The organism is Bdellovibrio sp. HCB185ZH, assembly GCF_047302455.1.
In the GTDB taxonomy this organism is placed as follows: domain Bacteria; phylum Bdellovibrionota; class Bdellovibrionia; order Bdellovibrionales; family Bdellovibrionaceae; genus Bdellovibrio.
This window is the reverse complement of the sequence record NZ_CP178624.1, coordinates 32288-54551: the sequence shown is the minus strand read 5'-3', so window position 1 is coordinate 54551 and position 22264 is coordinate 32288. Positions and strand designations below refer to the sequence as shown.

Annotated in this window: 20 protein-coding genes; 6 read left to right on the top strand and 14 right to left on the bottom strand. The window is 45.4% G+C overall.

Annotation, left to right across the window (positions count from 1 at the left end):
• Positions 1-19 precede the first annotated feature (19 nt).
• The 3 genes from ACLSU7_RS00245 (at position 20) to ACLSU7_RS00235 (ending at position 5158) form a co-directional block, all read left to right on the top strand.
• Positions 20-586: a hypothetical protein gene (locus ACLSU7_RS00245; protein ID WP_413293515.1), complete on the top strand. Its 567-nt coding sequence runs from the start codon at positions 20-22 to the stop codon at positions 584-586.
• Positions 583-3747 carry a tail fiber domain-containing protein gene (locus ACLSU7_RS00240; RefSeq protein ID WP_413293514.1) on the top strand — a complete coding sequence of 1055 codons (3165 nt, stop codon included), beginning with the start codon at positions 583-585 and terminating at the stop codon, positions 3745-3747. Before ACLSU7_RS00245 ends, ACLSU7_RS00240 begins: the two co-directional genes overlap by 4 nt.
• A gap of 127 nt (positions 3748-3874) precedes the next feature.
• On the top strand, positions 3875-5158 hold the full coding sequence (locus tag ACLSU7_RS00235; protein ID WP_413293513.1) for a PA14 domain-containing protein: 1284 nt from the start codon (positions 3875-3877) through the stop codon (positions 5156-5158).
• 53 nt (positions 5159-5211) lie between these two features.
• Here the strand turns inward: ACLSU7_RS00235 and ACLSU7_RS00230 are convergent, their stop codons facing one another.
• From ACLSU7_RS00230 to ACLSU7_RS00220, 3 genes are all read right to left on the bottom strand, one after another.
• The gene (locus ACLSU7_RS00230; RefSeq protein ID WP_413293512.1) at positions 5212-6852 is read right to left on the bottom strand and encodes a response regulator; all 1641 of its coding nucleotides are present in this window, start codon (positions 6850-6852) and stop codon (positions 5212-5214) included.
• Positions 6853-7030: 178 nt separating this feature from the next.
• Positions 7031-7522 (bottom strand): hypothetical protein, encoded by a 492-nt coding sequence (locus ACLSU7_RS00225; RefSeq protein ID WP_413293511.1) that lies wholly within the window; start codon positions 7520-7522, stop codon positions 7031-7033.
• Between the two features lie 34 nt (positions 7523-7556).
• The gene (locus tag ACLSU7_RS00220) at positions 7557-8228 is read right to left on the bottom strand and encodes an SOS response-associated peptidase (protein WP_413293510.1); all 672 of its coding nucleotides are present in this window, start codon (positions 8226-8228) and stop codon (positions 7557-7559) included.
• A 160-nt stretch (positions 8229-8388) separates the two neighbouring features.
• Here ACLSU7_RS00220 and ACLSU7_RS00215 point away from each other — a divergent pair, with 160 nt between their 5' ends.
• Positions 8389-9447, top strand: coding sequence for a hypothetical protein (locus tag ACLSU7_RS00215; protein ID WP_413293509.1), 1059 nt, complete (start codon positions 8389-8391; stop codon positions 9445-9447).
• Between the two features lie 72 nt (positions 9448-9519).
• Here ACLSU7_RS00215 and ACLSU7_RS00210 read toward each other — a convergent pair whose 3' ends face one another.
• Genes ACLSU7_RS00210 through fucP form a run of 3 tightly spaced genes read right to left on the bottom strand, consistent with a single transcriptional unit; the run spans position 9520 to position 12042 of the window.
• Positions 9520-10311, bottom strand: a complete 792-nt coding sequence (locus ACLSU7_RS00210; protein WP_413293508.1) for an MOSC domain-containing protein — start codon at positions 10309-10311, stop codon at positions 9520-9522.
• A 2-nt stretch (positions 10312-10313) separates the two neighbouring features.
• Positions 10314-10745, bottom strand: coding sequence for a hypothetical protein (locus ACLSU7_RS00205; RefSeq protein ID WP_413293507.1), 432 nt, complete (start codon positions 10743-10745; stop codon positions 10314-10316).
• A gap of 28 nt (positions 10746-10773) precedes the next feature.
• Positions 10774-12042, bottom strand: a complete 1269-nt coding sequence (gene fucP, locus ACLSU7_RS00200; protein ID WP_413293506.1) for an L-fucose:H+ symporter permease — start codon at positions 12040-12042, stop codon at positions 10774-10776.
• A gap of 217 nt (positions 12043-12259) precedes the next feature.
• On the opposite strand from fucP, the gene ACLSU7_RS00195 reads away from it, so the two are divergent.
• Positions 12260-13183, top strand: coding sequence for a lytic murein transglycosylase (locus tag ACLSU7_RS00195; protein WP_413293505.1), 924 nt, complete (start codon positions 12260-12262; stop codon positions 13181-13183).
• 64 nt (positions 13184-13247) lie between these two features.
• On the opposite strand, the gene ACLSU7_RS00190 is transcribed toward ACLSU7_RS00195, so the two are convergent.
• Together ACLSU7_RS00190 and ACLSU7_RS00185 are read right to left on the bottom strand one after the other, a co-directional pair.
• Entirely contained in the window at positions 13248-14618 is a 1371-nt protein-coding gene (locus ACLSU7_RS00190; protein WP_413293504.1) for an MFS transporter, read from the bottom strand.
• A gap of 145 nt (positions 14619-14763) precedes the next feature.
• Positions 14764-16452: a thioredoxin domain-containing protein gene (locus ACLSU7_RS00185; protein WP_413293503.1), complete on the bottom strand. Its 1689-nt coding sequence runs from the start codon at positions 16450-16452 to the stop codon at positions 14764-14766.
• 131 nt (positions 16453-16583) lie between these two features.
• On the opposite strand from ACLSU7_RS00185, the gene ACLSU7_RS00180 reads away from it, so the two are divergent.
• Positions 16584-17666: a hypothetical protein gene (locus ACLSU7_RS00180; protein ID WP_413293502.1), complete on the top strand. Its 1083-nt coding sequence runs from the start codon at positions 16584-16586 to the stop codon at positions 17664-17666.
• Positions 17667-17703: 37 nt separating this feature from the next.
• On the opposite strand, the gene ACLSU7_RS00175 is transcribed toward ACLSU7_RS00180, so the two are convergent.
• The 6 genes from ACLSU7_RS00175 to ACLSU7_RS00150 form a co-directional block, all read right to left on the bottom strand.
• A complete protein-coding gene (locus ACLSU7_RS00175) occupies positions 17704-18675 on the bottom strand; it encodes a deoxyhypusine synthase family protein (protein ID WP_142700688.1) in 972 nt (323 codons plus the stop codon).
• Between the two features lie 162 nt (positions 18676-18837).
• Positions 18838-19347 carry a hypothetical protein gene (locus ACLSU7_RS00170; protein WP_413293501.1) on the bottom strand — a complete coding sequence of 170 codons (510 nt, stop codon included), beginning with the start codon at positions 19345-19347 and terminating at the stop codon, positions 18838-18840.
• Between the two features lies 1 nt (position 19348).
• The gene (locus ACLSU7_RS00165; RefSeq protein ID WP_413293500.1) at positions 19349-20140 is read right to left on the bottom strand and encodes a hypothetical protein; all 792 of its coding nucleotides are present in this window, start codon (positions 20138-20140) and stop codon (positions 19349-19351) included.
• Positions 20141-20189: 49 nt separating this feature from the next.
• Positions 20190-21257 (bottom strand): class I SAM-dependent methyltransferase, encoded by a 1068-nt coding sequence (locus tag ACLSU7_RS00160; RefSeq protein ID WP_413293499.1) that lies wholly within the window; start codon positions 21255-21257, stop codon positions 20190-20192.
• The gene (locus ACLSU7_RS00155) at positions 21220-21363 is read right to left on the bottom strand and encodes a hypothetical protein (RefSeq protein WP_413293498.1); all 144 of its coding nucleotides are present in this window, start codon (positions 21361-21363) and stop codon (positions 21220-21222) included. Before ACLSU7_RS00155 ends, ACLSU7_RS00160 begins: the two co-directional genes overlap by 38 nt.
• A complete protein-coding gene (locus ACLSU7_RS00150; protein ID WP_413293497.1) occupies positions 21360-22235 on the bottom strand; it encodes a ThiF family adenylyltransferase in 876 nt (291 codons plus the stop codon). The genes ACLSU7_RS00155 and ACLSU7_RS00150 overlap by 4 nt, the downstream gene beginning before the upstream one ends.
• Between the last annotated feature and the right edge of the window lie 29 nt (positions 22236-22264).

The following is a 22264-nucleotide window of genomic DNA, read 5'->3' as shown; positions in this document are numbered from 1 at the left end:
ATTCCGATATTTCTAGTAGATGCAAAAAAAATTTGTTGGGTATTTGTTTACCCTGTTCAGCTTGTTTTTACTTATGGGATGTTCTGATGCAGATCCCAAGGTTTCATTTTTGCGTCCGATGGACACTTTTGAATTTAAACCGACAAATTCAGTTGTTACCTCAACTCTGACAACAATCTCCCTAAAAGCCGAATGCTCCCGTTTCATTACTTCCGTCGACCTTTCGTTCGATGGTGGTACGACGTGGTTAAACTCATCGTCCTATGATTCGTCTTACGTGATTTGTTCGACGGATGGTGAATACAAAATCACTCTTTCTAACAGCAAGCCCCCGATGAGCACGATGACGATTAACAACGGTGACAGCTTCACGGTGAAGTTTCGCGCGAGTTCCCGCTCGGGAAATCAGATCGAGAAAGATGTGAACATCCGCTTTGTTCCTCCGGCACAAATCAAACAAGCAATCCTTGCGGGAGCCGGCGTTCAAACGGGCTCGGGTATGGTTTTACGGGGCAGAATCCTTTCACATAAACAAGACACGGCTTCAGGTGGCGGTTACAAAATCTGGGGAAGGGTTGCTGAATGAAGATGATCCTTCTTATCTCAGCACTGATGACTCTTATGACGAAGGCAGCGTTTGCTGTGTCGCCAGGGTCGTTACTGACTTATGAAGGTCTTCTGACAGATTCGACGGGCACCCCTATCACCACGACTCAAACCGTGGGCTTTCAAATTCTATACGGCGCTTGCGTGATGTATTCTGAAACTCAGTCTGTGGCTCCAGGATCTGCGGGAGAGTTTTCTGTTATCGTCGGAACCGGCACTCGCGTCGATACCACGAACAATACGGCAGATCGTATCTTTGCTTCTGCTGGAAGTGTGAATTGTAATGGCTCCTCTGCCGCTACGATGACGGGGTTTGCAACGAGAGTTTTACGTATCAGCGTGAATGGCGTGGATCTGACTCCCGATGTGCAAATCGGGAACATCCCTGTTTCCATCAACTCGCAAAAGCTTGCTGACAAAAGCGCTTCTGAATTCCTGCAAGTGAATTCCAGCATGACGACAACGCAGGCCAATTTGGAAAGTATTCTTTCTCGTTATACGACTTTGAATAATTTGCTTTCTGCTTATGCGGGCAACACCCTCACTGCACAATCCGCCCAGACAGCGGTGAATTTCACCGGTGCATTGACTGGAGATGTCTCAGGTACGCAGGCTGCGACTTCAGTTGATAAAATTAAAGGGGTCGCGATAGATACGACGGGAATCGCGACTGGTAAAGTGTTAAAATATGACGGCGCTAAATGGGCTGTGTCTGATGATGCAACAGGAACTTCTCCGGGTGATGCTTCTTATACCGCGAAAGGTCTTGTGCAACCGATGACTGATGCGGCGACTTCGGGAATTCTGATTTCTTCCGGTGTCATCAAAGTCAATTATGGTACAGCGGCAAATCAGATCGTGAAACTTGATGCCAGTGCAAAACTTCCAGCGGTGGATGGTTCCCAATTAACAGGCATCCTCCCAACCGGCGCTTCTACTGGTCAGGTACTGACTTCGAACGGATCGACTTTGTCTTGGACAACTCCTTCGACGACGGATGCATCGAAACTCCCACTTGCAGGGGGAACGATGACCGGCGCTATCAGTATGGGCGGCAACAATATTACCAATATTGGTTTCATCACGATGAACGCTGGCGGTCAGTTTCACCTCTCTAATAACTCTGTCGACCCGTCTCTTTCGACGGCCGACAAGGGTAAAGTTTGGTTCAATTCGACAAGTAACCAAATCAAATACTGGGACGGCTCTGCCACTCAGACTTTGGGTGTTGCGGGAGCGGGCCTTACGAGTTTGAACGGACAATCAGGCTCCGCGCAAACATTTGGAACGCCGACCACTGCAGGCACAAGCCTTTCATGGAATTCCGCATCGAACAATCACGTTTTAAATATCCCCATGGCATCAACGACTGGGGTGACGGCGGGCTTATTAAGTAAAGCAGATTACGATTCGTTCAACGCAAAACAAGCTGCCGGAAATTATATCTCCTCCTTAACCGGCGATATCACGGCCACGGGACCGGGCTCTGCTTCAGCAACAATCGCAAACGGCGTCGTCACAAGTGCCAAGATCGCTGATGGTACTATCGTCGGTACCGACTTGAACTTTACCGGTATGGTGACTGCGACCTCTGGTATCGTCATCCAAGATTCCACAGGAAAGTTCAGCAACTTTGGTTGTTCAACTGCAGGGCACGTGCCGACCTGGACCGTAACGGGCTGGATTTGTTCTTCACTTGATCCTGCAAACTTATCTGCGGTTGTTCCTATCACTAAAGGTGGTACGGGAGCTTCGACAGCAAGTGGTGCCTTCACGGCTCTTTCACCGATGGCTTCTAAGGGTGATTTGATTTCTCACTCGGGTTCGGCAACATCGGTTTTGAATGTTGGAACTACAGGTCAGATTCTAGCTGCGGACTCAGCACAAACCACGGGGTTGAAATGGATTACTCCGACTTACTTTGCAAATGGTGGCAACACTTTCGGTGCCGATGCAACTTTAGGATTGGCTGATGCCTATGGTTTGTCGATTAAAACCAACAGCGCGACTCGCCTGCATATCAATGCTTCCGGTTACGTGGGTATTGGTGCGACGGCGAATACGGGCGTACCATTGACAGTCTCTTCGGCTCTGGCTGCAGGTACGGCTTTGCATTTGGTGAATACGAATTCTTCCAGAAACTATTCGTTTAACACTGGCAGTTTATCTTCCACTTACGGTGCCAGTGCATTTGCTTTGAACGATGAGACCGCTGGAAAAACACGATTCTTGATCGACACAACCGGTGCGGCTTCTTTAGGTGGCACTATTACCAACATGATTGCGGCAGCGGGACCAGGTGTTCTTACATTGAATGGACCAGGTACTACGCCATCCATTGATTCTGGTGTTTTGGAATTAAATAACAATGCTGCTACCGTCGCGGCTGGTACTTCCGGCGGACGAGTCACCTTTAATGCCTATAACAATTTAGGCGCAAAAAGCTTGGCAAGCATTCAGGTACTGACCGATGGATCAGGCGGAGCCAATGGTTACGGCGGTCGTATTATGTTTACGACTAAGGCTGATAACTCAACTTCTCAAGGTATCAACTTTATCATGACATCCACAGGTAATGTAGGCATCGGCACGGGCGTTCCTGCTTATCGCCTGGATGTCAGCGGTGATGCGAACTTGTCCTCAGGTTCGGTTTACAGAATCGCGGGCACACAGATTTGTACGGCATCGGGTTGCCTATCTTCTTCCGATCGTCGCTTAAAAGAAAATATTCAACCACTGCAAAACTCCCTTGAGAATATTTTGAAAATCGATGCTGTATCTTACGACTATATCGATAAACAACGCTTCGGCGACAAACACCAAGTAGGTGTGATTGCTCAAGACGTAGAAAAGATTTATCCTGAGGTAGTCGTGACTGACGAAAAAACAGGATACAAAGCCGTCGCTTACGATCACTTGGTAGCACCACTGATCGATGCGGTAAAATCAATCTATTATAAGGTCACTTCGTCTGAAGAGAAAATCGCCGAACACGATCGTCGTATTGCTTCGGTTGAGGAACAGAAGACTTTGGATCGTGCTGAGATTGAAAAATTAAAAGCAGAGAATGAAACGCTTAAGAAACAGAATGAGAACTTACAAAAAGATCTCAATTTGATAAAATCCAAGCTCGGTCTGTAAAATAATATTGATCTTTGACTCCAAAACACTTCGCTGTTTGTCTCACTATAGTATTAACAATTCGCAAAACTTTTTTATCGTTCTTTTCGTGGTAACATTTATTTATTCACGTAAGAGGTACGTAAAAATGAAAAAAACTGCTGCTTTGCTTATTGCTTCATTAGCATGCTCCCCTGCTTACGCCATTTCACTTGGCGACATCTTAAAATCCATTTTTAGCACCCCTGTAAAACAGGAAAGCCGTACGCCGGCTAGTTCAGGATCGAACTCTACTGCTAAATCCGAACAACAAAGCCTGGAAGAGTTACGTAAGACACTAGGCCTCTTAAAAAAGATCAGCTGTACATACCATGGTAATAACTATGGTGTGGATCCTAATGCGGTCTTTGAATTCCCGGATAATCCAGATCAAACCGTCTGTGACCCTTTATCTGGGACAGCTTCAGAATCCCGCACCAGCGGTTTAGCTGCGAAACTCTATGTTCGCAGTGAAGAAATGAAAACCGTCAGTGGCGTGATGGACTACTATACTAAAGGTATCCGTCTGGATCAGGATCTTTATTTTGCTTCTATCAATGTTCCGACTCGCATGTTCACCAAAGGTTTCACGACTGAAGGTGGCGCGACACTGGTTGACGGTTCGGGCAATAAACTGATTGAAAACTTCGCGGTGGAGTATAATTCCATTCTAAAACTTGGCGCTGACGATAAAGAAGGTGAATACGAATTAGGTATCATCTCAGACGACGGTGCCCGCGTGTTCTTTAAAGAAAGTGATCAATGGAAAGAGTTGATTAATAATGACGGTAACCACCCTTCCCGTTTTGGTTGCACATTCAGAACTCTGACTATGAAAAAAGATACTGAAGTACCAATCAAGGTGCTTTACTATCAAGGGCCTCGTTATCACATCTCCAATGTGTTGATGTGGAAATATCATAAAGACGTTAAGGCCTTCCAAAAGTCTTACAAGGACAACTGGGTTTGTGGTCAAAGAGGCAATGAACTGTTTTACTCACCTAAAACTGAGAAACCGACAGCAGTTACAAAGTGGTTGGAAAACACAGGTTGGAAAGTTATCACGAACGCCAACTACAAAATGCCAGAGCAAAAAACCAATCCTTGCGTAGAGGAAAAACTGCAGATCTCCGATTTGATCGCGACATCTGTTGAAGCTCCACGTGCTACGATTGTTTGGAAAACAAATATCAAATCAACAAGCCAGTTGAAGATTTCAAACTTCTTCACGGGTGAGGTTATCTACACTGAGCTGAATTCAGAGCTGGTAACAAACCACGAAGTTCAGTTGGACGGTCTGGTTCGCGGTATCTACTACTTGATCAACGCGATCTCAGTGGATGAAAAAGGCAATCAGGTTATCAGTTCTCCTGACTACTTGATCACTCCGTAATTAAATCTTAAATGATAAAAACACAAAGGGCAGGTTTATCACCTGCCCTTTTTTTATTTGACTGGAACAAGATTTCGTTGAATGGCTTGTTCAATCTGGGTTTTATTAATCGGCTTTGTCAGATACTCCGCAAAACCAAGTCCCAGACAGCGTTCTTTTTCTTCTTTTAAAGCATTTGCAGTCAAAGCAATGACTGGCGTGCGATAGTGGCGCCGTTTCATTTCAGTCGCGGTCGTAATGCCATCCATACGTGGCATCTGCAGGTCCATCAATACCAGGTTCGGTTCAAAGAGTGGAAGCTTTTCCAGGCACTCGATACCATCGCCAGCGGTCTCGACCACATAATGATTTTTTCTGAGCAAGATACTTAAGAGACGGCGGTTGTCGGCATTGTCGTCGACAACCAGAATCTTTGCAGCGATCTTATTGGCATTTGTACCGTTATAGACAGGCATTTCTTGAATTGACTCATCTTCATCCACGATCGGAATCGTTAACACGAAAGTGGAACCTTCTTGAAGAGCACTCTTGGAAAGATCCAGATCCCCGCCCAGCGCTTGCGCCAGACTGCGAGACAGCACCAATCCCAAACCTGTGCCCCCAAAAGATCGGGTGATCGAAGAATCCGCCTGTTGAAAAGGACTGAACAGGATTCCCTGCTGCTCTTCAGAAATACCGATGCCGGTGTCTGTGATAGCAAAGCTTACGAATTCTTTGCCGCGAGGATAAACCTTCACGGTTACTTTCCCACCGTCTGTAAACTTGATCGCATTTCCGATAAGATTATAAAGAATTTGTTTTAGACGAACCGGATCTGTCACCAGGGTTTCCGGAAGTTCAGAAGCAAAATTCAACTCAAAACCGATGCCTTTATTTCTGGAAGGAGAGCTGAAGGTGGCTGACAGTTCTTCTTTCAAATCGTTAAAACGAATGCGGGATTTTTCAATTTCCATTTTACGCGCTTCGATTTTTGATAAATCCAGAACATCGTTAATCAGATTCATTAAAAGATGACCGTTACGCAGGATCGCTTCCTTAGCCGTTTCTTTTTCTTCGGACGAGGCGCAGTCTTCAGCTATCATCTCAGAGAATCCCAGAATAGCCCCCAGAGGCGTGCGAATTTCATGGCTCATGTTTGCCAGGAAAGTACTTTTTGCCGCGTTGGCTTTTTCGGCCTGCTCTTTGGCGTACTCAAGTTCTCTTTCACGAAGCTCCAGCTGAGAGGTTCTCTCCAATACACGGAGCTCGAGTTCCGAATTTAATTTTTTCTGTTGTTGTTCAGCGGTTTTACGATCGGTGATGTCCCGAGTTACTTTCAGGAAGCCTTTCACCTTATGGTTCGAATCATAAAGCGCGGTGATAACCACGTTGGCCCAGAACACCGTGCCGTCTTTACGCAGGCGCTGACCTTCTTCTTCAAATCTGCCAGTTTCAGCCGCTACTTTTAATTCGTGTGCGGGGTGACCACGATCAATGGCGTCTTGGAGATAAAAGGTGGAAAAGTGTTTCCCAAGAATTTCGTTCGCGCTGTAACCTTTAATCCGTTGGGCGCCGGCATTCCAAGTACTCACATATCCATTACGGTCCAAGGCGAAAATCGCATAATCAACAACACTTTGCACTAATGCTTCAAAACTCTCGTTCTGAAGAACCTGTGCATCTTCTCTATTTGAAGTCGTTTGATTCTTGTCCATCTTGTCCCCTAACAGATTAAGAAGACAGCATTGCAGAGATCAAATCAAGACCCTCGCAAAAACATGTCACAATTGAAATGTTCTACAACGAACAGTTGTTTTGATGCGAGGCTTAATTTGGGCGACTTCAGTCGAGAATTCCGAGCAATCCGAGGGGCACCTCGCTTTGCCCTTCGAATTACTTTTTCGCTGCGACCAACTCCCGCACTTTTTGCAAAAACATATCATCGTTCGTTTTTACAATCTCCAGACTCTTGTAAGTGTATGGTTGCAGAGGGAAAATCAAATAGCGCGTGCCTTTAGCAAAAGTCGGTTGCACCTGACAGGAAGGATCGTTGATCAAGCGACCGGACGTGTTGTTGCTCCAGAACATTTCATCTTTGTGTCCGTTAAAATCAGAAATCTCGTTATTGTCCTTGGCGCGATAGCCTTCAATTTTCAAAGATTTTACGGCTTTGCCTTTTATAGTTTCTACAACTTTGAATTTGAAAATATTCGATGGAGATTTCAATGTTTTACCCGGCTTTGAAACACTGACAGCCTCCGCCAGATAAATATTGTCATTTCTCTTTACCATTTCCTCCAGAGGAATCATCGCACTTTCCGGCGGAGCGAAACACGCCAACGCCGTGCTCGCATTTAGAAATGTTACAGTAAATAGTTTCCACATAAAGCCTCCGCTGAATTCAGATATTTTTAAATCCTCACTCGCTGTCGTCAAACAGATTCATCTGCCCCGTGTAACCTTTAAGTTTTTCACGGGCTACAAACTGCAAGTCTCGAAATTCACGCTGCGTTTTTAAAAATCCGATCCACTCAGTTCCCGTTTTTTTATCTTTAAGCCATTCATCAAAAGCCTCGGCTTTTAAAAATAGCGGAGAGCGATCATGCCCTGCCTCTAAAATTTCGGCTGTTGGCTCTGTGGTGAGGATTGCAAACGAATCCACCACCTCACCCGTAGCTTGATCCTGCCAGGTATCCCAAATTCCTGCGGCGGTCAGCAACTCTTGATCTTGGCTTTTGATGGAAATCCAATTGCCCGCAAATTTTCCTGTGTAAGCCGCTTCGTAAAACTCCCGTATCGGAACGAGACAGTGTCTTGATTCGAACGGCTTTTTCCAGGAAGGCTTGTTTAAAACTTCTTCAATGCGGGCGTTGTAAGTCGCAAATTTAGGCTTTCTGACCTTGGACCACGAAGGCACCAGGGAATAACTCATCAGATGAAGTTTGCGATCCTGGTGCTCTTGTACGATCACTGGAGCTGGTGTGTGGGGATAAATGATTTGTTTTGGAACGAAATGGATCGGCGGAAGCTCTACCTTGTAGGTCTTATGTAACAGATTGAATTCGCTGGCTGCTCCATAACTTGCACACATGGGCTGAATTTTACGTGCATTTCCCGTCTCAAATCAAGAAAGCCTGCGAAAACACTATCAGTATTTTAGACGATGTTTCCTAGTTCTACACTTGGAACGAATTTACGTGGAGTACGCTTGGCCCCCACCTTGCAATGTCTTGTGGTGTGGGGGAAATCAAATGAGAAATCTAAACGTTGCATACATCACAGCTATTACATCCAGCATGCTTCTAAGCGCCTGCGCTCCTGACGTTAATTTCATGACGTCTCAAAATCTTGCCTCCCTAGATGGCGGCGGTGGCGGCGTGAAATTTCAAGATGTCTCTCAAAGCTTTGAAGTCAAAGCGAACTCCGATATCGACGTCCTTTTCGTAGTCGATAATTCAGGTTCCATGGACGCTGAGCAAAAAGGTATCTCCGCAAAAATCAATGGCTTCATGAACATCATTAAAGATGCGAACTGGCATGTGGCATTGACGACAACAGATCCAAAAGTAAATACAATTGCTCCTGATAAATCATCCCGTGCTTGGGGTGACGGACAATTCCGTCCTTTCGACTCCGATTCTGGCAGCCTTTTCGTTTTGAAAGCGGGTCAGACCTCAATGGCTGATGCACAAAAAATGCTGGCTGCAGCGGTTAACGTAGGTCTTTTGGGTGACGGTAGTGAGCGCTCTATCAACGCTTCTTACCGTGCAATCGAGCGCACAGCGAACACTCCAGCGAACCAGGATTTCTTCCGCGAGAAATCAAAACTGATCGTGATCGCCATTTCTGACGAAGATGAATGTTCCGACGGCAAATGTGCTTCTGCTCCAGAGAAAAGCGTTCCTGAGAACCTGGTTAAATTGGTTCGCGAGCGCTTCGGTTCTGACAAAGTCTTTATGTTTAACTCGATCGTAAAAGCCCCAAGCGATACCGCTTGTACAACGGCCGCTGTGGCTCCGATTTACGAAGCGATGTCCAAATTGACTGGTGGCTTGATCGGTTCAATCTGTGCGACAGATTACACTTCGATCTTAAGCAAAATGGGTACAAAAACTGTTGAGCTTGTGAAGTCTATCAATTTGAACTGTCAACCCGTCGATTCTGACGGTGATGGCAATATCGACTTCTCTTTGGTCGACAGCAAAGGAAATAAAATTGCAGCCGGTTACTCGATCAGTGGTACGACTGTGAGTTTCGCGGCAAACCTCGAAGAAGGTTCTTACTCAGCAGCCTATAGCTGCGTACAATAACCACTGAATGCCACTTTAAAACCACTAAAGGGGTCCCAATAGGATCCCTTTTTTTATTTTTTTACACTGGTGTTAGGAAAGAACTTCCACTGGAGAGTCCATAAGAATTGTTCCCTCGTTTTCAGGGATCCACAGAGTTCCAAAATGAACCTTAGCTCCATCACGACGATAGGTCGCAAGGGTTTTCAAAGGCTCGGGGCCGTTTGCAACCCCCGTCTGCTGATCAATAGTAATGACGTTGCAGCGAGCGCTCAATTTCGGCTGGGATAAAATAACATTGCCGATTTTGATGCGCTTCCATTTGTCTTCCTCAAATGCCTGATTGCCTTGAATGACGATATTAGGACGGAAGCGATTCATGGGAATGGCGCTGGGAAGTTTTGAATTTAAATCTTCCAGACTTTTCGTATTCACCAGCAATAAGGGTCTGGCGTCTGCGAAGCGAACTTCTGGTTTCCATTCTTTTTGGGTTGAAAGCACGCGGCGCTGAGAAAAAGGTGCGTAACGTACCAGGCGCACATTGACTCCCAGATATTGGGATAAGGCTTGAGAATACAAATCCGGCTCTAATGCCGCCGTAAAGGAATCATTCCACACCTGAACCTTCACCTCACGGCTGAAGGAGCTTTTGCGACCGATCTTAAAAAACATTTTTTCAAAGGCCAACGTCAATGAAGAAGGATCAAAGACGGCATTCACTGTTGCAAGCTTTGGCAAAGTTCGTTGTGAAACAAACTTGCCAGTTTCATCCACAAGCATCCACTCACGATCCCCTTCCGGGCCCTCGTGAGTGATCTTCATTTCGGCCAAGGATTGGGCTCTGGCCGATTTTAACGGATAAATGTTCAGCTCTGAAACTTGCATGACTATTGAACGGATTTTGGATCCGCTGGAGGAGCCACGGGCGCACCTGTTTCAGGTTTCACCATTTGTGGTTTTTCTTTTTCAAGCTTTACCAATTTTTTCTTTACGATTTTCAAAGCCACTTCGTGGGATTCACAAACTGTTTTGGCATCGTCACAAACATAGAAACTGATTGTGAATGGTTTATCGCCAGCCTTCGTCGCATCGAATTGAATCAATTTCTCAGTTTTTTTAACTGGGTCAATCGAACCCATTTCACCGTCGATATAAAGTCCTGACGGAGATGGAACAGAGAAATGAAATCCCTTATCTAGGGTCGTGTTGATTTTTTTACCCGACAACTTGATATGATCTTTCCCGTCAGACAAACGAGCGGCGAAAGAAAGTGAAGGAACAAGAACGGCTGCGATGATAAGTGCTTTTGAAATTCTCATGGGTCTATTAGACGGCCCTGGGGCCATCTCAGTCAACCCCACTGACACGTCGCCCCTCTTTGAATCCATAGAAAGAAATGAACACATAGCAGATCATCGGCAACAGGAATGCGTGCTGCAGACCCATGCGATCCGCAATCACGCCTTGAATAAGCGGGATCACGGCTCCGCCGACGATGGCCATGATCAACAAGCTTGATCCTTTCTCAGTCACAAATCCCAGTCCGCGAATTCCCAGACTGAAAATAGTGGGAAACATGATGGAATTAAACAAGCCCACTGCGAGTAACGTCCAAGCTGCTGCAGGACCGGTTGCCATGACTGCGCAGGCCACCAAAACAGTGGCCACCGCCGCAGCTACGCCCAGCATTTTTGCGGCATTTAATTTTCTCATCAAAAGTGAACCCGCAAATCTTCCCACCAAAGCCCCGCCCCAATAAAGCGGCACGTAACCGGCAGCGACACTTTCACTGACATTCAAAATGTCTGATTGAGACATGAAGTTGATAAGAAAACTTCCGATGGCCACTTCCGCACCCACGTACAAGAATAAAGCAATCACTCCTAGAACCAGGTTTGAATGCTTAAAGGCATCTTTGAAGGTCGCCGTTCCTTTGACTTCACCCTGTTTTTCTTCTTTCAAATTGGGAAGGCGGAGCAGATACATACCGATGGAAAGTAATAACAGAATAACCGTCAAAACCGCATAAGGTCCTTGAACGGATTGGGCTTGCTGGGTTTTATAAGCGACCTGTTCTGACATGGAAAGTGCAGCCAGCTGATCCGCACTCATCACCACGCCTGATAAAATGAATAGTCCCCCAATTTTTGGCGCCACCGTCGTCCCCAGGGAGTTCAAAGCCTGAGCCAAATTCAATCGACTGGATGATGTTTCTTCAGAGCCCAGCAAGACCACGTAGGGATTCGCCGCCACCTGTAAAAGCGTAATTCCCGAAGCCAAAACAAAGAGTGCAAACAAAAAGAGCGGATACGATTCCGCCCGAGCGGCGGGTAAAAACAGAAGTGTTCCGATGGCAGCCACGAAAAGTCCAGCACTGATGCTGTTTTTGTAGCCTATTTTTGAAACCACACTTCCCGCTGGCAAGGACATGATGAAGTAGGCTCCAAAAAACGTAAATTGTATGAGTGCACTTTCGGTATAAGTTAAAGAGAACACTGACTTCAAATGAGGAATCAGAATATCGTTCAGACAGGTTAAAAACCCCCACATGAAAAATATCGTGGAAACGATGACCAGGGCTCGGGTGCGTTTGGATTCCTCGGGTGATTGACTCATGGGCTCTCCTGAATTGTTAACCTATAACAAATACTGCCGAATTTACAAATCACCAGCAATTGATATCGCAGCCTTGAATAATTCATTCCGACACAGGACCTTTGCCCATCTTTGCCACGCACAGACTTCGGTTCCGTTTTTTCTTCGGTTGCAGCCTCACAGGCAATTTTAATTTAGCATGAACTTTTAGGCCTCTTTCCTTTTGGGAGCTTTACGAGTGCGTATTCTGACAACCCTCCTTCTCATTTTGATTTCCAGCACGATTGCTTGGGCGCGTCCGATCAATTTGAAAGCGGCCGATTCAGAATGGGTGGAAACAAAACTAAAGCGCTTGGGCTTTTCAAATTCTTTTTCGGAAGAATCAGCAAAATACTATGAACCGAAGGGTTTTAAATCCGTCGTGACTTTAAATCTTTTGGGCTTTCTCACACCTTCTGGTGCTCACCTCACCGAGCTTGATCCCAAGGCTGTTCAGAAATCTTCGACCTTTATCAAAGCGAACCCTGAAGCCTTTCAAGCCGCGCAAAAACAATTTGGTGTCCCAGCGGAAGTGGTATCGTCATTGCTATATATTGAAACCCGTCACGGTGCAGATATGGGAACCTTCCACATCGTCAGCGTGTATGTGCATCTGATGCAAGTGAACAGCCCTGCTAACTTAAAAGAGCTGACTCGCCTGGCGTTACTTAAAAACAAAGAAATCAAAAAATACTCTACAGCTAAAGAAGTTCGCGAGATTATGAAAAAGCGCGTGGAGAGCAAATCCAAATGGGCTGAAGAGCAATTGATCGCCCTAGCGGAGATCCGCAAAAAGAAACATTTAAATCTTAAGAAACTGCGCGGCTCCTATGCCGGCGCCTTTGGTTTGCCCCAGTTTATTCCATCAAGCTATCGCGATTTCGCAGAGTCCTTGGAGCCCGATGCGACTCCGGATATTACGAAACCTGCGGACGCCATCATGAGCGTTGCCAATTACCTGCAAAAGAGTGGGTGGAAGCAAAAGAACTTAGAAGCGCAGGTCACGGCATTGATGAAGTATAATAACAGCCGCGACTATGCGAATGGGATTTTAAATATCTCTCAAAGAGTTCCCCCTCTCCCGCCTTTAGAAACCACGGCCACGATCGAACAGACCCAATAAAAAAAAGGAGCTCGCGAGCTCCTTTTTTTATTTTGTACAAAGTGTTTTAGGTAAGGCCGTACCTTTATTTATGCCACTTGATGTTGGTTGGTTCTTTTACGAATATCATGCCAATAAAGAATGTGATTACTGCCACAGCAATTGGATACACCAATCCCGCAACGTGATTTCCGGTTGCTGCGACCATCGCCGTTCCAACAAATGGAACCAATCCTCCAAAGACCCCGTTTCCGATATGGTAAGGCAATGACATGGATGTGTAGCGAATATTTGTTGGGAACATTTCAACCAGGAAGGCCGCGATGGGACCATAAACCATGGTCACGAAAATAACCTGCACCCAAACTAGGAAGACTAACATCGGTACATTGGGAGATGTAGGACTTGCCAAAGGCTCTAAAGAACTCCAGCCCGAATGATATTCCATCGCCTTGTAAATCGGAACATAGCTTGCGGCCGCGATCGCACAACCCGCCATGATGATTTTCTTGCGCCCGATTCGATCTGATAACCAACCAAAGAAAATAAAGAATGGAGTTCCCAGTAACAACGCCATCGCAATAACTTTATTAGCAATCACGAAGTCGACTTTCAAAACGGTCTGCAAGAAATAGAGGGCATAGAATTGTCCCGTGTACCAAACAACGCCCTGCCCGGCTGTCGCTCCAAATAATGCCAGAATCACCAGACGGCGGTTCTCTGGTTTCATAAAGCTGTCTCTTAATGGGCTTGCGGAAGTTTTACCTTCAGCCTTCATTTGCAAAAAGACCGGGGACTCCTGCATTTTCCGACGGATCAAATAGGAGGCCAAAACCAAGATCACTGAAAGCAAGAACGGTATGCGCCAGCCCCAGGATTTGAATTCATCTTCGCCCAGCCCCAAGCGTGTGGTCAGAATCACACCCAAAGAAACGAAAAGCCCGAGGGTCGCCGTCGTTTGGATATAGCTTGTGTAGTAACCCCGCTTGCCATCGGGACTGTGTTCGGCCACGTAAATAGCGGCGCCTCCGTACTCCCCGCCCATAGCTAAACCTTGTAACAAACGCAGGATAAGCAAAAGTAACGGAGCAAAGACGCCAATTGTTTCGTATCCAGGTAGCAAACCAATTGCTGTCGTCGCAAGACCCATAATAAGCAGTGTCACCATGAAGGCATATTTACGACCGACAACGTCTCCAATACGCCCAAAGACCAAGGCTCCGAATGGTCTAACAATAAACCCCGTCGCGAAAGTCGCAAGAGTTCCTAAGAGGGCCGCTGTTTCGTTTCCTTTTGGGAAAAAGTGTGCCGAGATAATGGTCGCCAGACTTCCGAAAATATAGAAATCATACCATTCAATTAAAGTCCCCGCGCTGGATGCGGCAATAACTTTCCAAATCTTGCTTTTTTCAGAAGCAGATGCCGATGCATTTGCCGACATAGAGGCCGTCGCCATAAAAAATCCTCCGTAAAGTAGAAACTTTTACGGAGACTTCACAAACGTTCAAACAAATAAGAATATATTTCTGAGGTTTAATCAGAAATGAAAAAAGTTTCGCGGGCAAAGTGGTCACTTTACTCGCGCATTTACGAGGGGAAATCTACAGAGATTTTTTCAGGTCCTGCAGACCGGTCACGGTGGATTTATTGCTCTCGAGTTTTGCTTCCGGCATGGCAAGGGCTTTATTAATAACATCCATTGCTTTTTCTTTTTGTTTCAACTCTTTCAAGATATCTGCCAGAACGCTATGATAGTACAAGGCATTGTCCGATTTTGCTGCAGCAGCTTTTTCTGCATAAGGAAGCGCCTGGGCGAATTGTTTTTCTCGCAGATGGAAACCAACAAGTTTCATGAGATAAACATCAGAGTCAGGATGGGCTTTTAATAATTTCTCGAGCCATTCCTGAGCTTCTTTTTTCATATTCGCAGTTTTAAAATACGGAACAGCTACAAAAATTTGGCCGGGACGGTCCAGAGACAAATTGAAAGTCGCGACCTCTTTAGCCAGAACGGCTGCAGCCTCTTCGGACTTTTTCGTTTCGTTCATCAGTTTATAGGTCTGAACCTGTAGGGAAAGAAGTTCTGCTTTTTCGAATCCCGTCATTTCACCGAATTTATTGACAGCAAAAGCTTCTGCTCGGGCTTTGTCGTTGGCCAAAAGATTCTGAATTTCGGCAATATTCTCAGCCCCGATCTTTTTCACCCCGACGGAAGCTTCTTTGCTTTCACCTTTGATCAACTTCAATAGTTCCGGACGCCATTCAATGGCATCAACCGAGTGCGGGAAAACGGCGATCCATTTTTCAAACATTTTCTGGTATTCAGCTGCTTTCTTTTTGTCTTTATCATAAGCGCGTTCCGCCACTTTGATTTCACTATTGGCTAAAAGCAGGCTCGGCTCCCCCGTCGGCGTTAACCACTTCACCACGTCTTCATATTTAAGTGCAGCATAGGCTTGATCCGCTAAAAGCTTGCGAGCCTCCAAGTCCCCTGCCTCCGCTTTTTTACGAAGCTCTGCCAAAGTAGCCTTGCTTGAAGCTTGAAAGACCGCGATTTCTTTTGCAAGGACCGGGGCTGGTTTAAAATCCAAGATGCGAGTAAGTTCTTCGCCTTTCGCATTCATCACGATCATCGTGGGAATGCCTTTGATGTCATACTTTTTAGCGATATCTTTCAAAGCGGGCTTATCAACATTCAAACTGAGTTTGATGAATTTTTCCGTCGCTTTGACGAATTCAGGCTCGCCAAAGGCTTCGCTTTCCAGACGAATGCACGAAGGGCACCAAGGAGCTTTGAAATCCACTAACAAAAGTTTTTTCTCGTTGGCAGCGAGTTTTAAAGCAGCATTGAAGCTGTCTTCATAAAAGCCGTGCTTGTTCTTTTTTAAAGGGGCTTCAATAGTGGCTGCCGCATTCGCAGTTTTCGTTACTGCGGGTGCAGCAGCTCCGGATGCTGCCACCAATTTCCCTTTAGTGATCTGAAATTTCTCTTCATGAGCTTCACACACGGTATTCTTGTCATCGCAGACATAATAATTAACAGCAAATGGCTTGGCTTTGGCCTTAGCCGCATCAAAAATAAACTCTTTCGGCTCTTTCTTAACAGCATCAATGGACTCTTCGCCCATCACCAATGCCGCTGGCGCATCTTTATTGAAATGAAACCCCGAATCCACGCTCGCCACAATCTGCGAACCTTTCAATTTCAAATGAACCTTGCCATCAGAAAGACGCGCAAAAGAGGAAGCAGAAACAACCAGTAAAGATAAAGCAAGAATCAAAGTTTTCATGAGAGCATTAGATTCCCGGGCCTAAAAGTTGTCCAGAAAAACCACTGCGACAGCAACCGGATTTTTCCGCATTGCGCAAGTTGACCAGTTTAGCCCTAACTCATAAACTATATTAAATTTATGGAGGTCGTTTGGGTTCACTTCTAATACTTCTTCTTTTACCATTTACATCGATTGCCTCAGCAGATGATATAACACTCGAGCAAGCGACTAAACTTGTGTTTCCCAAGTTAAATCCTAAATCTTTCGAAACCCACCGCAATAATAATGAACTTCTCTCTGACGAGGGCGCACTAGCGAACATAGTCAGCAAGAGCGGCCATGCCTTAGCTGTTTTTCGGATAAGGAACGGGGTTCCTACACCCTCCGGAATGGTTATCGAGGATCAATTTGCGGATCACCATATCGAAGTCTATTTACTGAAATCGAAACCGCACTTGGCGATAGAGGCAAAAGGTGTTTTTAACCAACGTCAGTTTTGCGACTGCGAATCGGACGATGTCCACGTTCACTTCAAACCATCTAATGCAACAATGCCCATCACTACAAAAGATGATGCGTACATAATTGAAACTCAACACCCTTACGGCGGAACCAACTTTTCTTACGATGACACGTTCTTAAATGCATTCAAACAAGAAAACCACAAACTAATTCAGATCCTTAACGTTGCTACAGAAACGAGTATGGCATTTAGGTGCCCAGATCGCAGTGAAGATTGCGATGGTCCTTTAGACTATCACAGCAAATTTAAAATTAAGCCCACATCCTCTTTTTGGCTATTAGATGGTTACGACAACAATTTTATCTATGGCCAGAACCTTCCTATTAAAAGAGTTTTTCAATGGGATAGGAGAAACAAGATTATGAAAGAAAACCGCAACGCGGGCACTAAGTGTTCAAGCCAAATAATTAAGCAAGCTTCCATCTTTGCGAAAGAAAAAGAAAAGGAAGGCGACTTTGTTTCACCTACAACGACAATTGAAAATGTAATTGAACAATGCGCTAACTACGATACCTTTTCTAAATTCCGATGGCTAGAGAGCGATCTCATCTTCTATTATTTTAAGTCTGCATACTTCGACTCTTGTCTTTCCTTAGCCAAGAAACTTGAAGGCCGAAAAGACTTCTCTTCCCGTCCAAAAAAAGTTCAGGAAGCCATTCTTCACAACAAAAAACTCTGCACTGGAAAAACAAAAACCCCAGCCTTGTAAGCCGGGGTTTCCATTAATTCAGATTTTTATATCTTAATTACTGACCTAGAACGTAAGCGAAGATCAATGGAGCAACGATAGTAGCGTCTGATTCAACGATGTACGACGGTGTCGTTGGAGCCAATTTACCCCAAGTGATTTTCTCATTTGGAATCGCGCCAGAATATGAACCGTAGGAAGTTGTAGAGTCAGAGATTTGCGCGAAGTAGCTCCACAATGGGATGTCTTCGTGGCCCAAGTCTTGTTCAAGCATTGGAACGACGCAAATTGGGAAGTCACCGGCGATACCACCACCGATTTGGAAGAAGCCCACTGGAGCTTTTTTAGAAGCGCCCATGTACCACTCAGCCCAAGTTTTCATGTACTCGATACCACCTTTAACAGTCGTGGATTTTTTGATGTCACCTTTGATGATGTGACCTGTGAAGATGTTACCCAAAGTAGAGTCTTCCCAACCTGGAACAACCATTGGAAGGTTCTTTTCAGCAGCAGCCAACAACCAAGAATTTTTTGGATCGATTTGGTAGTACTGTTCCAATTTTCCAGAAAGAAGGATTTTGTACATGAATTCGTGAGGGAAGTAAGACTCGCCTTTTTTATCAGCGTCTTGCCAGTATTCCAAAACCACGTTTTCGATACGACGGATTGCTTCCTCTTCAGGGATGCAAGTGTCAGTAACGCGGTTCAAGTGACGTTCCAAAAGTTTTTGTTCGTCAGCCGGAGTCAAATCACGGTAGTTCGGGATGCGCTCGTAGTGATTGTGAGCTACCAAGTTGAATACGTCTTCTTCAAGGTTCGCACCTGTGCAAGAGATCGCGTGAACTTTACCTTGGCGGATCATTTCAGCCAAAGAAAGACCCAATTCAGCTGTAGACATTGCACCTGCAAGTGTCACAAGCATTTGGCCTTTGTTATCGATGTGTTTTTTGTAACCAACAGCAGCATCTTTCAATGCGGCAGCGTTAAAATGACGATAGTTGTGTTCGATAAACTTAGAAATCGGTCCCATTACATGCTCCTGTTTTGCGAAGAGGCGCAAAAGTAGCATGTTTAAGCAAAAACTCAAGCAGAGAATGGCTTTTGCAAAAGTTCAACCGGGAGAAATTAGTTCTGTATTTACGGCCATCTGCGGACTCTGCCGCATCCAGTCGTACGAGTGCAAACTTCTAAACTATCGCTTTGAACCATCCTTAACCACTTCCCAACCTACATCCAATAGATTGCATCTGATGTATTCCTCAGGTGGCTCAGAGAGATGTTCAACGTTTGGAGTTGTTCGACACGTTTTATAGGCATACCGATTCTGCCCAACTTCTCCGAACTTAAAGCAGCACTCGGAGGAGATATCTCTTAGTTTCAGTTCTATTAAATCAGAAACCTGCTGCCTACAAAGGTCTCCAGTTTCATATATAGAATAATTTACGAGCACATTCATGGAGTCCGCTTTTTTACCGGATGTTTGCTTTCTCAGCTTCAGCGAAATAACACGCCCCTTTTTCTTAATAACAACGGGATCAAATTGGGAACCCTTAGCTTGATCATCACATGTCATCTTCGCTTCTTTAATTTCGACTATTTCAAATCGTCCTGCAAATTTTCGCTCAGAATGTGGCATACACACCGCCTGGACTACACTCGATACGACATGAATAATGACAACAACTGCTGCAAGTTTCTTCATACTAACATCCCCAATCTCCACAGGGACTCTTCCATTTTTCGGCTTTGTCTTTAACGATTTTAACAAAATCACCACAGTCATTGTATTTGATCAAAAGGAGTGTTGATCCATCCTTTAAAACATCACCGGCGAAAATATCAATGTTCGTAACATACGAAGCTGTTTCGAGTTCTTGCTTGTAGATTTCTTCCCGCTTTTCCCCAGCCTGAAGATTTATCGTAAATTCTCCTACAAGAAAGCCATCATCACGATTGCCAGTCTTCATATCAAACTCTTTACCGTCTTTTCTCAGTGCCAAGACGTGCTGGGAATCCAATCTATAAACACCCTTGGTGCCGGAGAGAGTTTTTATAGCGACGTCCTTAAAGGGATTTTCCTTACCGATCATCGCAATCGCACGTCCATCTTCACCATATTCAAAACCAAACGAAGCGATATGAGTATCACCGGCGAAGTTGAGCTCGACCGCAAAATTCAATTTTGAAATGGGATGAACAACTGTTTTGTCTTTATCGAAGACCTTCAGATACAAATTATCCGTCTCTGCGATCCCCAATTCTTTTAAAAACTTAGCCCGCAGTTCAGAGTTGACGACCCAATAGTCATCTCCATCACCGATGACTGGCTTGCCTTTGGTTCTGATGGCAAAATCTTTGAGTACCACATCGTGAAGTCCCTTACTGAGTTCTCTCCCTAATGAAATATATTTCTTACCAGCAGATAAATAGATTCGCTCTTTTGCAAGAGCACCCATACTTAAAAAAAATATAACAACAGCGACGATTACCTTCATGTTCCACTTATCGGCAGAAACACAATACAGTTTATCCAACAAAAGACCATTATGACTTCAAAGAAGGTTTTTGAACCAAAACGGCTTTACTGAAAAATCCCGTTTCCTTTCGTAGATCGATGAACCCCGCAGACAAGAGAAGATCCTCTATCGGATGCAGGCTGTAGTTCTTGTAAAAAGGCTCGTGAAAGTCCTTGGGGAATTGTTCCAGGGCCCAATTCAGGTCCTTGGCTTCGTCCTTTTGCACAGAGTCGACCAGACCGTAATAGCCACCGGGTTTTAAGACTCGCATGCCTTCTAAAACAGCAGCGTCCCGAACATCCGCTGGGAGTTCGTGGAAAAGAAAGCAGGAATAGACGAAATCAAAGTGACCTTCCTTAAACGGCAGCTCCTCGGCGGCACCTTGCACGAAATCCACGCCGCGGAAATTGACCAGGTTTTTGCGGGCCTGCTTTAAATAGGGCTCGCTTAAATCCAAAACCGTGATGTGTGCTTTCGGGAAAGCAAGCTTCATGAATCGGGTGAGTCTTCCTGTCCCCGCGCCCACTTCCAGAAATCTTAAGCCCGCGCCTTCGTTGAGGAACACGTCTTTTGCCAGTGGAATGATTAAGCGGCGCATGGCATCCGCGGCTCCGGCAAACAGAATTTCGACCTGATGTTCGTAAAGCTCTGCAGATTTTTCCGTCAGGTACCCGCCACTTTGATAGTGGAAATTTCGCTGGTAGTACTCTGGCAAATCCGCAAGATATTCCCGCGCTTCCTGGTTAAATTCTTTCGCTTCGCGATCGTGACGGCGACGGGAAATATGAAACCCATCGACCAAAATTTTGGGATATCGAAGGGCGTGCTTAGCCAAATTTTCGGGGTACAAAACTTCTAAAGGATAAAGACCTTTATCGATATTATCGCTGTCTTTTTTCAGAAGCTTATAAAGCTCGGTATAGGATTTTTTGATGTTTTTGATTTCAACGGAAGGACGGTCTTTGGCGGACTGCCCGATCAGTTTTTCCAACAACGGCAATGTGAACTGTTGCGCTGTAAAGTGCGCAGAGCGGGCTAGTGAATAGCCCAAACGTAATTTAGTTCGTAATTTCTTTGGCAGCTGCTTTTGCGCCATTGGTCACCTTCTTTTGTTGTGCCCAATGTCTAAATGTTAAACCCACCATCGCGAGACCCGCAATAATCACCAAAGCAACCATGGTAAACCACATAGCTACGATCATGCTTTTGCTCCTTCTAAATTCGCTGCCACGGAAGCTCTGACTTCATTCACAATGTGCGAAGCCATCACCAGACCAAAAGTCCCTGTGATGTAACTTGCAGATCCATAGATCATATTGCGGTTGTCACAGCCGTGGAAGTCATTCGTTTTCGGGCACACACATTTAAAGCCCATGCCTTTATCGTAAGTCAATTCCTCGGGCATCATCACCGGTTCATCCGAGAATACGCAAGGAATTCCGAATTCTTTTTCCGGGAAATCGTATTTTTGACGAAGAATTTTACGCAATTGATGCGCGAGCGGACAGGTGTGAGTGACACCCAGGTCTTTTTTCTGAATGCGCAGTGGATCCATTTTCGCAGCCGAACCCGCAGACGTGATCACGTGAATATTTTCTTTCACACAAGTCGCCAGCAAGTGCGCTTTCGCCGTCAAGTTGTCGATAGCATCGATTAAATAATCAGGTTTGATGGCAAGCATGCGCTCTGAATTTTCAGCATTATAGAATTCAGGAATCACTGTGACTTTCGCTTGTGGATTGATTTTGCGCAGACGCTCACCCATCACTTCGGCTTTTTTCTTACCTACCATACCTTGTACAGCGTGCAATTGACGGTTCGTGTTCGTGATACAAACTTCATCGAAATCGATGATTGTGATGTGGCCCACACCAGAACGCGCCAAGGATTCAGCGGCCCAAGAACCCACTCCCCCGATGCCCACAACCATCACGTGTGTGTTCATTAACTTTTTCATCGTTGCATCACCCACCAGGCGGCCCATGCGATCAAAACGACGGTGCAGAACGTATTCCGTTTCGGGTGGTTGTTGGGGTTGAGAAGGATTTTGATTTTCTGTGATCGTTGTTTCCATTTACCCTACTTTGTTCTGCTCAAGCAGAC